The sequence below is a fragment of the Mycobacterium marseillense genome, from assembly GCF_010731675.1.
Taxonomy (GTDB): Bacteria; Actinomycetota; Actinomycetes; order Mycobacteriales; family Mycobacteriaceae; genus Mycobacterium; species Mycobacterium marseillense.
This window is the reverse complement of the sequence record NZ_AP022584.1, coordinates 3,061,635-3,076,818: the sequence shown is the minus strand read 5'-3', so window position 1 is coordinate 3,076,818 and position 15,184 is coordinate 3,061,635. Positions and strand designations below refer to the sequence as shown.

At 70.5% G+C, this 15,184-nt stretch carries 7 protein-coding genes and 1 pseudogene; 1 reads left to right on the top strand and 7 read right to left on the bottom strand.

Annotated features, from left to right (window positions below; translation table 11 throughout):
* Positions 1-9: 9 nt before the first annotated feature.
* Complete coding sequence (locus G6N26_RS14045; protein WP_083018311.1) at positions 10-2,385, bottom strand: lysylphosphatidylglycerol synthase transmembrane domain-containing protein; 2,376 nt, start codon at positions 2,383-2,385, stop codon at positions 10-12.
* A 145-nt stretch (positions 2,386-2,530) separates the two neighbouring features.
* On the opposite strand from G6N26_RS14045, the gene G6N26_RS14040 reads away from it, so the two are divergent.
* Positions 2,531-3,478 carry a class I SAM-dependent methyltransferase gene (locus G6N26_RS14040; protein ID WP_083018309.1) on the top strand — a complete coding sequence of 316 codons (948 nt, stop codon included), beginning with the start codon at positions 2,531-2,533 and terminating at the stop codon, positions 3,476-3,478.
* 264 nt (positions 3,479-3,742) lie between these two features.
* Here G6N26_RS14040 and G6N26_RS14035 read toward each other — a convergent pair.
* The 6 genes and pseudogenes from G6N26_RS14035 to G6N26_RS14010 form a co-directional block, all read right to left on the bottom strand.
* Positions 3,743-4,990, bottom strand: a pseudogene (locus G6N26_RS14035) (HNH endonuclease signature motif containing protein); the annotation flags it as partial.
* A gap of 86 nt (positions 4,991-5,076) precedes the next feature.
* Positions 5,077-5,832 (bottom strand): TVP38/TMEM64 family protein, encoded by a 756-nt coding sequence (locus G6N26_RS14030; protein ID WP_067169090.1) that lies wholly within the window; start codon positions 5,830-5,832, stop codon positions 5,077-5,079.
* Positions 5,829-7,550, bottom strand: coding sequence for an exodeoxyribonuclease V subunit alpha (gene recD, locus G6N26_RS14025; RefSeq protein ID WP_083018566.1), 1,722 nt, complete (start codon positions 7,548-7,550; stop codon positions 5,829-5,831). The genes G6N26_RS14030 and recD overlap by 4 nt, the downstream gene beginning before the upstream one ends.
* An 8-nt stretch (positions 7,551-7,558) precedes the next feature.
* Positions 7,559-10,861, bottom strand: a complete 3,303-nt coding sequence (gene recB / locus G6N26_RS14020; RefSeq protein WP_083018564.1) for an exodeoxyribonuclease V subunit beta — start codon at positions 10,859-10,861, stop codon at positions 7,559-7,561.
* Positions 10,861-14,157: an exodeoxyribonuclease V subunit gamma gene (gene recC / locus G6N26_RS14015; RefSeq protein ID WP_083018562.1), complete on the bottom strand. Its 3,297-nt coding sequence runs from the start codon at positions 14,155-14,157 to the stop codon at positions 10,861-10,863. The genes recB and recC overlap by 1 nt, the downstream gene beginning before the upstream one ends.
* Positions 14,158-14,197: 40 nt before the next feature.
* Positions 14,198-15,064 carry a cyclopropane mycolic acid synthase family methyltransferase gene (locus G6N26_RS14010; protein ID WP_067170074.1) on the bottom strand — a complete coding sequence of 289 codons (867 nt, stop codon included), beginning with the start codon at positions 15,062-15,064 and terminating at the stop codon, positions 14,198-14,200.
* Positions 15,065-15,184: the final 120 nt, after the last annotated feature.

Sequence of the window (15,184 nt, the reverse complement as noted above, 5' to 3'; positions counted from 1 at the left end):
CGGGACACCTCAGATCATCTCGTTGCTGGTCAACCAGCGCATCACCGGCCATCCGACGAAGACCGGCAGCCAGCAGGTGAGCATCCGGTACAGCAGCACCGATGGCACACCGATTGCGGCCGGCACGCCGAAGGCGGCCAGGCCACCGATCAGCGCCGCCTCGACGGCACCAACGCCGCCGGGGGTCGGGGCGGCGGAGGCCAGCGTGCCACCGACCATCGTGACCACGGTGACCGCAACGAACGTCGTGCCCCCGCCGAAGGCTTCGATGCTGGCCCACAGCGCGAGCGCCGCGCCGAGCGTGGTGCCCGCACACCCCAGCAGGATCAGGGCCAGGCGCCGCGGCTCGCGGGCGAGCTTCACCAGGTCGCCGATGACCTCGTTCAGCTTCGGACGCACCTCGGTGGACAGCCACCGGCGCAGCGTGGGCACGAACAGGAAGGTGCCGACGATGCCCAGCGCCACACCCGCGATCAGGTAAAGCAAGGTCGCGCTCGGCACGAAATGCGAGAGGTTCATCGAGGCGCCCGCGGCGGCGCTGAACACGACCAGCAGCGCGAGGTGCGCGATCACCTGTACCGACTGCTGCAGCGCCACCGCCGCGGTCGCCCGCATCGCCGATAGGCCGCTCTTCTGCAAAAACCGCGTCGACAACGCCAGGCCGCCGACCCCGGCGGGTGTGGTGGTCGCGGCAAAAGTGTTGGCCACCTGCGCGATTGACAGCGTCCAGAAGTTCACCATGCCGTCGGCGCAGGCCCATAGCGCCGCGGCCGCACCGACGTAGGTCAGCGCAGACACCAGCAACCCCACCAGCGCCCACGACCAGTTCGCCGTCTTCAGCTCCGAGAAGAACGTCGGCGCCGTGCTGATGAACGGGTATGCGACATAGACCAGCGCACCGAAGAGCACCAGCTGGATCATCTGGCTGCGGGTGAATCGCGTGATGGTTTGCGGCTTGATCTGATCGGCGCCGGTCTGGCGCTTCACCTCAGCCCGCGCGCCGGAGATGACGGTGCCGGAGTCCGGCACGGAGCGCCGAATGAACCTCGGCACAGCGACTTTGGTGAGCCGGCGGGATGCCGACAAAATGGTGTCCGCGCCGAACACGTCGATCGCGGCGCGCACCGCGGACTTCGGGTCATACAACGCCGACGTGGTCACCAGCAGCTGCGCGATGTCGGACTGAAGCTGGGCGTCGGTTGCGCCGTACTCGGCGCTGCCGAAGCTGCCGAACAACACCGCGCCGTCGTCGACCGTGATGTGCTGGCTGCGCAGGTCGCCGTGGGCGATCTGGCGGTCGTTGAGGATCCGCAGCGCTTCCCACAGCCGGACAACGGGCGTCGCCGTCGCGCAGCGGTCGATGGGAGTGCCGCGAGCGGGATTGTGCGAGTGCAGCATCCATCCCCGGTCCAGGGGTGCAAGGGCGACCGTCGCGGTGTTGGCCAGGCCGGCGTCACCGATGGCGATCGCCATCAACGCGCGATGCTCCACCGCGCGGCGCATGGATGTCACCAGGGGAGCGGTCTCGGTGTCGCGCAGCTTCAGCTTTCCCCACAGCTGGCGCAGCGCGCCGCCGCTGCGTTGATGCGGGCCGTACAACTCGACCAGCGCCGTCCGGCCGGGATCGTCGCCATCGGCCGAAAGAATGAGCGGGCCACGCCCGGCCGGGCGAACCACGGTGAGCCGCGAGACGACGAAGCCGGCCTTGCCCAGCGCGCGCACCGCGGCGTCCAGCGGCACCTCGAGCGCGGGGGTGCCCACGACCAGCACCACCAGCGCGCCGATGACCCACCCGACCGCCAGACCCACCAGCGAACGCGCCGGAACGATCGCGCTGATGACGAGGTGGATGGGCACGAAGGCCAGCAGCAACGCCCACCACCAGTGCCGCCAGCGCGCCGGCAGCCAGGGACCCGAAACCGTCAGCACCGCCGCGAGCATCCCGATCCACCGTGGGTCGTCGAGCAACTGCGCCGGCAGCGTGCTCAGCCGGTCGTGGAAGTCGAAGTGCCACCGGGGCGCCGATAGGCCGGTGCCGCTGATCGACAAGAGCACGATCGCGCTCAGGCCCGCGGTCGCGTAAGCGCCCAGCAGTTTCCACTGCCCGGCCACGATCAGGCCGATCAGGATCATGAACGGCAGCGCCACGATCGCCAGCCCGTACACCAGGTACACCACATCGGATTGGGTGGGCGACAGGACGCCGACGATCTGCGAGACCGACTTCTCCAGCGCGATCCACTGCGGGCGGGTGATCACCGATCCCGTGATCACCAGCGCCAAAAAGAGCGAGGCCAAGAACAGCCGCAAGACGTCGTTGGTCCGCCGGGTCAATGGCTGCAGCAGGCTGCCGGAAACGGGGATGTCGCGCCCGTCAACTCGCATGTATCAACGATCCTTCGGATTCGCCCCTGCCGATGGGCTCGCCGACAAGTTAACTTCAATACCCGGCTCGGGGACAGCTCCCACTCATCCGCCGCGCGTAGGGTCGGGTAGGTAGCCGTGCTAGCGAAGTGGGAAGGACGGGCGCGTGGCCAGGACCGACAACGACAGCTGGGAGATCACCGAGAGCGTGGGGGCGACCGCGCTGGGCGTGGCCGCCGCCCGCGCCGCGGAGACCCGCGGCGAGAACCCGTTGATCAGCGATCCGTTCGCGCAGGTCTTCCTCGATGCCGCCGGTGACGGCGTGTGGAACTGGCATTCGGCGGGGCAACTACCTGACGCCGTCGTCGAAGCCGAGCCGAGTTTGCCGCTGCAGATGCAGGCGATGGTGGGTTACATGGCCTCGCGCACGGCGTTTTTCGACAAGTTCTTCCTCGACGCGGCCGGCGCCGACATCCGGCAGGCGGTCATCCTGGCGGCCGGCCTGGACGCGCGGTCGTGGCGGTTGCGCTGGCCGGCGGGGACAACGGTCTACGAGCTCGACCAGCCCCGGGTGCTGGACTTCAAGGCGTCGACGCTCGCCGAACACGGCGCGCAGCCCGCCTGTCACCGCGTCCCCGTCGCGGTGGACCTGCGCCAGGATTGGCCGGAAGCGTTGCGGCAGGCGGGTTTTGATGCCGGCGCGCCCAGTGTGTGGTCGGCCGAGGGGTTGATGCCGTATCTGCCGGCCGCGGCGCAGGAGTTGCTCTTCGAGCGGGTGCAGGGGCTTACCGTCCCCGGCAGCCGGGTGGCCGTGGAGGCGCTGGGGCCCAAGTTCCTCGACCCGCAGCTTCGCGCGAGGCGACGGGAGCGGATGGACCGGATCCAGGCGCTGATGGCCGAGGTCGATCCCGACCGGCAGGTGCCCAGGACCGACGAGCTGTGGTACTTCGAGGAGCGCGAGGACGTCGGCGCGTGGTTCGGCCGTCATGGCTGGGATGTGACGGTGACACCGTCCGACGAGTTGATGGCCGGCTATGGGCGCGCGGCGGCCAAGGAGGTCCAGGACAACGTGCCGGGGAACCTGTTCGTGGCGGCGCAGCGGACCGCGGGCTAGCGACCGGTCGCCATCAAGCTGGCAACGTTAAATCCCTTGTGGTACTTGGCTTTTAGCCGTTGGTCAGTCAATTATTGCCGGGTGACGTCCTTCTTGACGCCACAGATCAACCGGTCGCGTGAACTAACTGGTGCGTGATTGGCCGTCGGCCCCGATGTCCACAACGCGGTGGGCAGCCGGGTAGCTTGAACGAACTGTGTTATGTCCCAAGATATTTGAGATTTGACGCGGTGGCGATAGTGAGCGCCCCGGACGCCGGGGCCAGTTGGTTGTCGGTGGTGGTTGGGGTTGGAAGGGGTCATACCACCACCAGTGGGCGCGTTCGCCGGTCGGGCCGGGGCAGGGCGCCACCGCGGGCGGGGGCCCCGTGGGTGGGCGTGCCAGTGATCCCGGGCTCAGGATTCGGCCGTCCTCGTCGGTGACCACCAGAGCGTCAGCGGGTCCGGTGATGGTGATCTCGCCCCGGTGGTGCAGCCGGTGGTGATAGGGGCAGACCAGGACCAGGTTGGCCAACTCGGTGGGGCCGCCGTCTTCCCAGTGCCGGATGTGGTGGGCGTGCAGACCGCGGGTGGCGCCACACCCGGGTATCGCGCACATGCGGTCGCGGTGCTCGAGGGCGCGGCGCAGCCGCCGGCTGATCACCCGGGTTGCCCGGCCGGCGCCGATGGGCTCGCCGTGGCGCTCGAACCAGACTTCACAGGTGGCATCACAGGTCAGGTAGCGGCGTTCGGCGTCGGGCAGCAGCGGACCCAGATGCAGGGCGGCAACGCGCCGCTCGATGTCGAGGTGGGCCACCACGGTGGTGTGCTGCCCGTGGGGGCGGCGGGTGGCCTCGGCATCCCAGCCCGCCTCGATCAGGCGCATGAACGCCTCGGCCGTGCCAGGCAACGGCGGCACCTGGTCTGAAGCGCCCTGGCCCCGGTCGTGATCGTGCTTCCACTCGGCGATCAGCGCATCACGATGCGAGGCCAACGCGGCGTCGAATTTCGCCGCATCGTGGTGCGGAAGTGTGATCCGATAACAGCTGCCCGCCTCGGTGGTGGTCGTGGTGAACGAACGCTCACGCTCGGGCCGGGGTTCGGGGTCAGGACGCGGTTCCAGCTTGACCGCGGTGCGCAGCTGATTGACCGTGGCGACCGCGGCCAGCTGGGCGTAATGGTCATCAGATCCCTGGCCCGCGTGTGCGGCGATCACCCCGACCTGATCGGCCGACAGCCGACCCTCGCGCATGCCTGCCGCGCAGCGGGGAAACTCCTCCAGCCGGCCAGCGATGGTGCTGATCGTGTGGGCATTGCCCGACGAGCAGCCCAACTTCCAGGCCACCAACGCCGGCACCGACCGCGCACCCGTCACACCGCACAATTGGTCGCGATCGATCTCGGCGACGATCTGCACGATGCGCCCATCAATCGCATTGCGCTGACCGGCCAACTCCGCCAACTCCTCGAACAACACCTCAAGGCGGTCGCTCGCAGTCACCACCTCGGCGTCAGCAGATGCGATCGAAGACATGACGTCATCATCGCAGCCGCCACCGACAAGTTTCGGCCGCCCGAAGCCCGCTTTCGAATCTTGTGCCTACCAGCGACCAAGATTCACTAGTGCGCTTCGAAACCCGACTCGGGCGAAGAGTTTTCCGCGCCTTGCCCGGCGTGCCCGCGCCATTTCCGGTACCCCCGGTGCGCGGCGAATGCGCCGACGATGGCGCTCACGCACCACACCGCGATCGCCGCGTAGGCCAGCGGCGATGACCGGTTGCCGATCGAGGCGCCCAGCGCGGTGTAGACGAAGGCCCGCGGCACCGAACCGATGAACGCGCCAACGGCCATCTGCCACAACGGGACTCCGAACGCACCGAACGCGTACGAGGCCAGCGCATCCGAGATGCCGGGGACGAACCGCTGCCCGACCACCGCCCACAGGCCCCGCCGCCCGATCAGGGCATCGATGCGGTCGGCGCGCTGCGCGCCCAGCAGCGCCCGGGCGCTGTCGCGGCCGGCCCGGCGGCCGACGAAACTCGCCACGATCGCGGTGCCCACCGTCGCGCCCAGCGTCACAAACACGCCCAGTAGCGGCCCGAACAGCAACCCGCTGCCCGCGGCCAGAATCGAGCCCGGCACGAACAGCGACCCGGCCACCGCCGAGACCACGACGTACGTCAGCGGTGCCGCCGGCCCGGTGGCCGACACCACCCGCCGGATCTCCTCGATGTCGATGACGTGTGCGACGGCCACCAGATAGAACACCACCGCGAGAAAGGCGGCGAACACGGCGAGCCGCACGACCGGGCCCCGCCGCGAGACGGGTTGGGATGTCGGGCCGGGACCGTCGGTGCCGTCCCCGTCGGCCGTCACGTCGCGGCGGCGTCGGCCCGCAGCCGCTGCCGCAATCCGGTGGCCCGCATCGCCCGTCGCTCGATCGCCGCGCGCACCGAGGCCTCGGGACCGACCACCCGCACCCTGGTCTGCGCCCGGGTCACGGCCGTGTAGAACAGCTCCCGCGTCAGCAGTCGCGAATCCTCCGGCGGTATCAACACGGTCACCTCGTCGGCCTGGCTGCCCTGACTTTTGTGGATGGTCATGGCGTGCATCGTTTCCACCTCGCCGAGGCGGCTGGTCGCGAAGTCTAGCGGTCCGCTCGCGCCGGCGATGACCGCTCGCAGCCCGTCCACGCCGGCCACCGCCACGCCGGTGTCACCGTTGTAGAGCCGCAGCCCGTAGTCGTTGGCCGTCACCAGCAGCGGACGCCCGGCGTACCACTGCGACCAGGCGGGCTGCCCCGTCGCTTCGGCAATCCACTTCTGCACCAGCGTGTTCCAGTGCGTCGCCCCGTACGGACCCGCGCGGTGCGCGCACAGCAGCCGGTGTTCGTCCAGGGTCGCCAACGCCTCGTCGGCCGCGCCCAGCAGCGCCGCCGACCGCAGCCGCAGCGCGTGCGCGACGAGTACCTCGCGCAGCCGGTCGGCCGGGCGCCCGGAGTCCACCCATTCGATGTGCTCCCCGCCGGCCGCCAGCAACTCCACCACGCGGTCCGCGTCGCCGTCCCGGATCGCGGCGGCCAGTGCGCCGATCGACGTGCCGTATCGGTGCGGGGTGCGCAGGGCGGCGACCCGCACGTCGTCGCGGTCGGCCAGGCCGTCCACCAGGTCGGCCAGCACGGCGCCCGCCTCCACCGACGCCAACTGGTCCGGGTCGCCGACCAGAATCAGCCGGGAGTCCGGCCTGACCGCCTCGGCAAGACGGGCCATCATGGTCAACGACACCATCGACGTCTCGTCGACCACGACGACGTCGTGCGGCAGCCGGTTGGTGCGATTGTGCTTGAACCGCACCGACGTATCCGGCCGCGGACCCAGCAGCCGGTGCAGGGTGGTGCCCGGCAGCCCGGCCAGCCGGGCCCGGTCCACCGCGTCGAGCCGCTGGGCTCCCGTGGCCACCGCCTCGGCCAGCCGCGCCGCCGCCTTGCCGGTCGGTGCCGCCAGGGCGATCCGGGGCGGCGGCAGCCCGGCCAGCTCGGTGTGCTCGACGAGCAGGGCTAGCAGCCGCGCGATCGTGGTGGTCTTGCCGGTGCCGGGGCCGCCGGTCAGCACCGTCACCGCCTGCGATACCGCGATTTCGGCGGCCGCGCGCTGCTCTTCGTATCCGGGCTCGAAAAGCCTTTCGTAGCTGGATGGTTCGACGACGATCGGCGGAGCCGACAGGGCGAGCAGGTCGGTGCACACCTGCTCCTCCTCGAGCCAGTACCGGTCGAAGTACAGCAGATCCCCGAAGAACCGCAGCACCGATGGCGGCCCGAGCAGGGTGCTCGCCCGCACCGCCGCCAGCCAGTCGTCGGCGCCGGGCCACGGCAGGACGGCCTCGCCGACCTGCGCGGGTGCGGTGCGGAGATCGACGCACACCGAACCACTCCGCAGCGCGCGCACGACCAGCGCGACCGCCAGGGCCACCCGCTCGTCGGACTCACCGGTGAGCGTGGTGAGTCGTTGCGCCACATGGATATCCGCGGCCTCGAAGACACCGGCCTCACTGAAGGTGCGCAGCAATCCGGTCGCGAACGCGACCCCAGCCGTCATCTCCCCCCTCATACCGGCACCCCCCGGGCGTCGAGCAGGTCCGACAGGTCGGTGATCAACGCTGGCGGCGGGCGCCAACTGAAGACGCCGCACGGGTGCCCGTCGAGCACCGGGGTGTCCGCGCCGCACATGCCGCGCACGAACAGGTAGAGGACGCCGCCGAGGTGGCGGGCCGGGTCGTAATCGCCTACCCGCCACCGTAAGAACCGGTGCAGCACCGCGCAGTACAGCAACGCCTGCAGCGGATAGTCCGAGTGCAGCATCGCCTCCGCCATCCGCGGGCGGTCGTAGTCGGCGGCCGTCAGCGGCCGTTCCGGATCCCCGAGCCGGTTGGTCTTGTAGTCCACCACGACGTAGCGGTGTCCGGGACCGTCGGGAATGCGCAGCACCGCGTCGATCGACCCGGTGAGGTACCCGCGCAACGATTGATCACCGAGCGCCCGGTCCGACAGCCGGTCGGCATACGACGCCAGCGGATCGTCGGCTGGCAGGTGCTCGCGCAGCAGCGGCGCCAGATCTGCCAGGCGGGCTTCCGGTCCCGCCGCCGGGCGATCACCGCCGGCCAGCGGAAGCTCGAAGTCCAGTTCCCGCAACCGATCCGAGAGCCCGATGTGGCGCAGCGTCAGCCCGCCCGCCAGGGCGCCCAGCGGCGTGTCGTGCATCGGCACCATGGCCGCGGCCAGCTCCGCGGGGGCGACGTCGACCGGCCACCACCCCGAATGCTCCCGGATGTGTGCCTCCAGCTCGGCGGCCAGATCCGCGGCGAACGGGTCGGCGGTCTCCAGCACGGCATGGACCAGGGAGCCGAAGGTCGCGCCCGCCGGAAGGTCCGCCATCGGCGAGGGCACGTCCGGCCCGGCGACCAGTGAGGCCAACGGGATGTCGCCGACCTCGTCGTCGATCCCGGCGACGTCGGGTTCGCTGCTGACGCCGTCGGCCTGGGCCACCCTGATCAGGCCCGAATAGGAGGTGCGCCGCCAAGTGGTGTCGATGGCGCGGTGGAAGTGGCGGCTGTCCAGGTTCCGGGGCACCGGCGCGGGCGGCAGCGCCGGGGCGGGCGCCACCACCGCGTCCTCGATGACCGGCCCGCCGGCGGCCTCCCACTCGCGCAACCGGGCCAGGGCGTCGTCGTCGGAGACCTTCGCGGGCTCGCAGCGGTCCGGAACGACGGGATCGCCGGGCCGGCGACCGCGCAGCAGCCGCGACAGGCCGCCGTTGGGCTCGTAGTACGCCGGTGACCACCACGCCACCACCTGGGTCTGCGCCCTGGTCAACGCGACGTAGGTCAGCCTGCTGTCGTCGCTGGCATCCTCTTTACGGCCCAGCCGCTCAACGGTTTTGAAGTCGGGGCTGTCCCTGCCGCCGACGTGCAGACAACGCGCGCCGTCCTCGTCGTGGAACAGCACCACGTCGCTGTCCTGGGTGTTGCGGTTGAAGGCGAACGGCAGGTACACGATCGGGTATTGCAGTCCCTTGCTGACAAACACGGTCATGATCTGGACGGCGGCGGCGTCGCTGTCGAGGCGGCGGTTGCGTTCGGGCGCGCCGCTGCGCTCGTCGCGTTGCCGGCGCAGCCAGTCACGCAGCGCCGGCAGGCTGTAGTGCTCGCGGTGCGCGACGTCCTGCAGCAGCTGAGTGACGTGCGCCAGGTCGGTCATGTGTCGCTCGCCGCCCTGCCAGCCGAGCACGCGGTCCCGCATCCCGAGCAGCTGGGCGGCCTCGAAGATGGCGGCGACGCCACGTTCGCGGGCGTGACCGGCCCACTCGCGCAGCGTTTTCGCGATCCGATCCGTCAGCGCGTCGCCACCGGCCGCCAGCGTTTGGGCGGTCTCACCGAAGAACATCGTCGCCGCGGCGGCGCGCACCATGCCGGGCCGGTGCGGTTGGTCGAAGGCCTCCAGCAGGCACAACCAATCCTCGGCTGCCTCGGAGGTGAACACGTCGGTGTTGCCGGTGTAGACCGCCGGAACGCCCGCGGCGCACAGCGCCGAAAAGCAAGCGTGCGCGTCCCGGTGCCGTTCCACGATGACGGCGATGTCGCGGGCCTGCAGCGGTTTACCGTCGAAGGTGGCGCCGGCGGCGAGCAGGGCGCGGATGTCGGCGGCGAGATCGGCGCCGATGTGCTCGCGCAGCTCGTCGATGGGCAGGTTCTGAATGCCGCGGCGCCCCAGGGTGGTTCGCGCCACGACGCGCAGCCGGAACGGGTCGTTGTGGGGCGCGCCGGCGAGCCGATGGCCGCGGTGATGCGCGTCGACGTCGTTCACCACGATCGCGGGGTCACCGAGCTGGGCGCCGCGCAGCACCACCTGCAGCCGCGCCACCAGCGCGGAATCGCTGCGCCAGTTGGTGTCCAGCGTCTTGCGCCGGCCCGCCGTCTCGGCCGCCCGCAGGTAGGTCACGATGTCGCCCCCGCGGAACGCGTAGATCGCCTGTTTGGGGTCGCCGATCAGGATCACCGTGGAGCGTCCGCTGAACGCGCGGTCGATCACCTGCCATTGCACCGGGTCGGTGTCCTGGAATTCGTCGACCATGACGATCGGCCAGCGCTGATGCATGCGCAGCCGGGCGGGGGAGTTGTCGGTGGCCAGCGCGTCGGCCAGCCGGGTCAGCAGGTCGTCGTAGCCGAGCACGCCCAGCCGGCGTTTGCGCGTATCCAGCTCGGCCAGAACGTCATTGGCGAACCGCAGGCAGATGGCGGCCCGCGAATCCGGGTCCGGGTCGCGCGGCCGTAGCTGGGTCGACGGGTTGTTGACCACCTCGCGGGCCAGCCGCAGCGCCTCGGAGTAGTGCAGCGCCGGGTCGTCGCGTTCCTGCCCGAAGTGCGCCAGGTACAGGTCGTCGACGATCTCGGTCACCAGGTCGTCGAGGCTGTCGAGCAGGGTTACGCTCGCGGCCGTGTCGCCGGCCACGCCGAGTGAACGCAGCACCAGCTGGCAGAACTGGTGGGTGGTGGCGATGGTCGCCGCGTCGAAGCCGGCCAGCGCGTCGCGCAGGCGCTGTTGGCGCGCCGCGCGCTGCTCGTCGGTGCCGTCCAGCAGGTAGGCCACCAACTGGTTGTCGCCGACCGTCGACGGGTCGGCGAAAGCGCGTACGGCGTCGACGATTTGGCAGCGGACACGCTCGCGCAGCTCCTGGCTGGCGGCGCGGCCGAACGTGATGAGCAACATCTGTTCCAGGCTCGCCGCGCCGTCGGCGAGATACCGCGTCACCAGGCCGGCCAGCGCGAACGTCTTGCCGGTGCCCGCGCTGGCCTCCAGCACGGTCGTGGAGCGCTCGGCCGGCAGCGGGCCCAACAGGTCGAAACGTTCCATCAGGTGAGCTTCCGCTCGGCGCGCAGCATGGGCAGCCATAGCCGGGACGCATACGCGCCGAGCCGGTTGTCCTCGCCGTCGCATTCCTCGCCGGGCCGCACCGGTTGCATCAGGTCGTCCAGCGGCGCGCCGCGCCCCCACGCCCGCACGTGCGCCGGCGCCTGGTCCTCGCCGGGGAAGCGGTCGCCGGACTTCCACCGGCGCCGCGCCTCGGCCGCCGGGTCGTCGCCGCCGTACCGGGCGGCTGCCCACGCGTAGGACGTCTTGATGGGCAACGGAATCGGCTCCCGGCGACCCGCGTCGTAGATCGTCACCAGCTCGCGCAGCACCTCGACGGGATCACCAGCCGGCGGTCCCAGCCCTTCGGCCCGGATGCTGGTGCCCCGGCGCATGCGGCCGATGCACGCCGCCGACCAGTCGCGGCCGGGGTCGTGAGCGATCAACGCCAGCAACGGAATCCACGATTCGAGCAGGTGCTTGCCGTCCAGCCTCGAATAGGTGACCGACACCAGGGCGTCGGCATAGACGGGGGACACCGTCCCGGTGAGCCGGCGCCCGGCGCCCAGGTCGATGTCGACGTCATAGGCGGCGGCCAGTTGGTGGTCGCGGCGATGCCGAAGCGCCTCGAGCGCCAGCGCCGCGGCCTGGTCGCGAATCTCCGTGACCTTGCGCCAGCCCAGTTGGCCCGGGGGCAGTGTGCCGCGGCGCCACTCGGCCTGCCGCGCGTCATCGGGGCTCATCCCGCGCAGGATGTCGCCCAGCATCCGGTCGCCGACGGTCCACTCCTCGAGGCTGTTGATGTCGACCGGCATGGCGTCCTGGACGCCGTCGACGTCGTAGGGCAGCGTGAAGTCCAGGGCGCGGAAGAAGCCCTTCACCGGGTCTTTGAAGAAGCCGACGAGGTCGGCGAGGTTGACGTCGTCGGCCGGCGGGGGCGGCAGCGGCGCCGCGATGAACGTGGGTTGTTCGGTGTGTTCGCCGCTCGCCGCGCGCGCCGCGCGCAGCACCGTGGGGTCGAAACTGAACGGCGCCCCCGGCACCAGTTCGCCGGGGATGACGTTGCGAATGTCGAACGGCTGCAACGGATGCTCGACGACGATCCGGTGGCGCACCGTGGTCGGCGTGGTCATGTCGAGGGTGTCCAGCAACTCGGCCAGCGGCACCGCGGGCGGCCGCGGCTGCCCCGAATACTCGTTGGCGCCGGTGTAGGTGATCACCAGTTTCTCGGTGGCGGCGCCGATCGCGTCGAGCAGCAATTGCCGGTCCTCGGAACGGATGTCGCGTTCCCCGGTCATCGGGCGCCGGGCCAGCGCGTCGTCCCCGTCGACGACACCGAGACGCGGGAACAACCCGTCGTCGAGGCCGACCAGGCACACCACCCGGTGGGGGACCGAGCGCATCGGGACCATCGTGCAGACCGTCAGCGTGCCGGTGCGGAAGTTGGCCCGCGTCGGGCGCCCGGCGAGGTGCCGGCTCAGCAGCGCGCGAATGTCGGGCAGCCGCAGCACCGTGTCGCCCCCTGACCCGGCCTGCGCCAGGACCGCGGCGAACTCCCGCTGCACCTGACCGGTCTGCCACTCCTCGGCATCCTGCACCCGCGTCAACAGCGTGATGGCGCCGGCGAGGGTGTCCAGCCACTCGGTCAATGTCCGTGTGCCACTGAGGGAGTCGACCACGTGCCGCAGCCGCTCCACGAATTCGGCGAACTGGCCGGCCAGCGGGACGCGATTGCTGCTCACGTCGTCGAGCGGCAGCGTGGTGTCGATCCACGCGTTCGAGTCGTCGGACATCGCGATGCCGGCCAGTATCCGGTCGATGCCGAAACGCCATGTGTTGTGCACGAAGTCGACGTGGTAGGGCCGCCGATGCTCCTGGTCCAATCCCCACCGGATGTTGGCTTGGCGCACCCAGCGGGTGAGCGCCTCCAAATCGTCGTCGGTGAAGCCGAACCGGGCGCGCACCGGCGCGGCCTGGGCCAGGTTGAGCACCTCGGTGGCCGTCACCCTGCCGCCGGCGAGCCCCAGGAGTTGGGCGGCCACCTGCAGCAGCGGGTTGGTCTGGATCAGTGACCGATCCGCCAGCCGCACCCGGAGCTGGTGTGCGGGGTGCGCGCCCTGCACCACGTCGCCGAGGCCGAAGTCGGCCACGATCAGCGGTGCGTAGGTTTCGATGTCCGGGCACATCACCAGGATGTCGCGCGGTTCGAGCGTCGGGTCGTCGGCCAACAGGCCGAGCAACACCTCGCGCAACACATCGACCTGGCGGGCGGGGCCGTGGCAGTTGTGGATCTGCACCGACCGGTCGTCGTCGGCCAGCGCGCGGCCCTGCGGCCGGACCGCGTTGGCGGCGATGTCGGACTGCACCCAGCCGAGCAGCGTGTCCGGGGGCGCCCCGGAGGGCAGGTACTCGTCGGTCTGCGGATCCGCCGGCAGGCCACGCTGCAGCTCGCGCAGGTCCCGTCCCAGGGTGGCGAGCAGCGGGTGGCCCACGGCGCGATGGCTGATGTCCTCGCGGCGCGGGATCGCCCCGCGCGTGCCGGCCAGCGCGCGCCAGAGCCGGTCGCTGGGGTGCGGCAGCCACAGGTGCAACTCGTGGTGGAGGGCCAGCGCGGCCAGCAGTTCGGAGTCGGTGCACGACAACCGGGTGTGCCCGAACAGCGACAGCCGCGCGGGTAGGTCGCTGGGCGCCTCGGCCAGCCGCGCGAGGGTCTTGCCGTGGCGGACGTGCGGTGGATCGGCCGCGACCCGCGAGACCAGCGCCCGCCACAGCTCCGGTTGCCAGCGCAGGTCCTCGTCGAGGTCGCCCAATTCGCCGTCCAGCCAGTCGATCAGCAGTTGCGGACGCTGCCGGGCGTAGGAGGCGAACAGACCGGCCAGCCGGCGCGCCACCTCGTACCGACGGCCCCGGCGCAGCTCGGCCTCCGCGCCGGTGTGGAAGTGACCGACATGGGTCGCCAGCGTGCGGCACCACGGTTCGTCCAGCGAGCAGTCGATCGCCTCCAGGAGCGGCCACGCCATGGCGTCGGGCGACCACGGATCGTCGTCGGCGGTGCCGGCGATTTCGGCGATCAGCGAGCCGGGGCTGCGGAAGGCCACCCCCGCGCAGACCCCGTCACCGCCGCCGCCGGCGCGACCGAGCACGTGCGACAGCCGCTGGCTGAGCCAGCGCTCCACCCCGCGCGCCGGGACGACGACGAGGTCGGTGGCGAACGGGTCGGCCGGCGGATCGGCCAGCAGAGCGCCGAGACCGTCGGCCAACAGATCGGTGCGCTCGGCGCGGTGCAGATGAAGCGGCATTGCGCTGTCACGATAAACCCCGGCGCCCGGGACGGGGCGCCTACTTCGCCAGCGTGAACTGGTTGATGTCGATGTAGCCGGTGCGGAACGCGTCGGCGCAGCCGGTCAGGTAGCGCATGTAGCGCTGATAGACCTCTTCGGACTGGATCGCGACGGCCTCGCTGTGGTGGGCCTGCAGCGCCTCGGCCCAGTGGTCGAGGGTCCGGGCGTAGTGCAGCTGCAGCGACTGCCGGCGTTTGAGGTTGAAACCCATCTTCGACGCGTGGAACTCGACGATCTCGATGGCCGGCAACTGGCCGCCGGGGAAGATCTCGGTGGCGATGAATTCGTTGAAGCTCGTCTGCTCCTCGGTCATCGGCAGTCCGCGCTCGACGATCTGCTGCGGGGGCAGCATGGTGATCGTGTGCAGCAACATCACCCCGTCGTCGGGCAGGACGCGGTGAGCCATCGCGAAGAAATCGTCATAGCGGTCGTACCCGAAGTGCTCGAAGGCGCCGATGGAGACGATCCGGTCCACCGGCTCGTCGAACTCCTCCCAGCCGTGCAGTAGGACCCGCCGGCTGCGTTGGGTGTCGAGCGCGTCGAAAAGCTTCTGGACGTGCGTGGCCTGGTGTTCCGACAGGGTCAGCCCGATGACGTTGACGTCGTACTTCTCGATCGCGCGCAGCGCCGTGCCGCCCCAGCCGCAGCCCACGTCCAGCAGCGTCATCCCCGGGCGCAGGCCCAGCTTGCCCAGCGAGAGATCCATCTTGCGCAGCTGCGCCTCTTCCAGGGTGATATCTCGGCCGCGGTCCCAGTACGCGCAGCTGTAGGTCATGGTGGGGTCGAGGAACAACCGGAAGAAGTCATCTGACAGGTCGTAGTGGGCCTGTACCTCTTCGAAATGCGGCGTCAGGTTCTCTGCCACGGCGGCTACCCGCCTTTCTGACTTGGGGGCATTCAGTTGTTCACGAGCGGCCCGCCCGGTTGGTTCACCACGGCCTTCCCGATTTCCCCGCACGCAAACTTCGGCGGCCGAGGCGGAGAG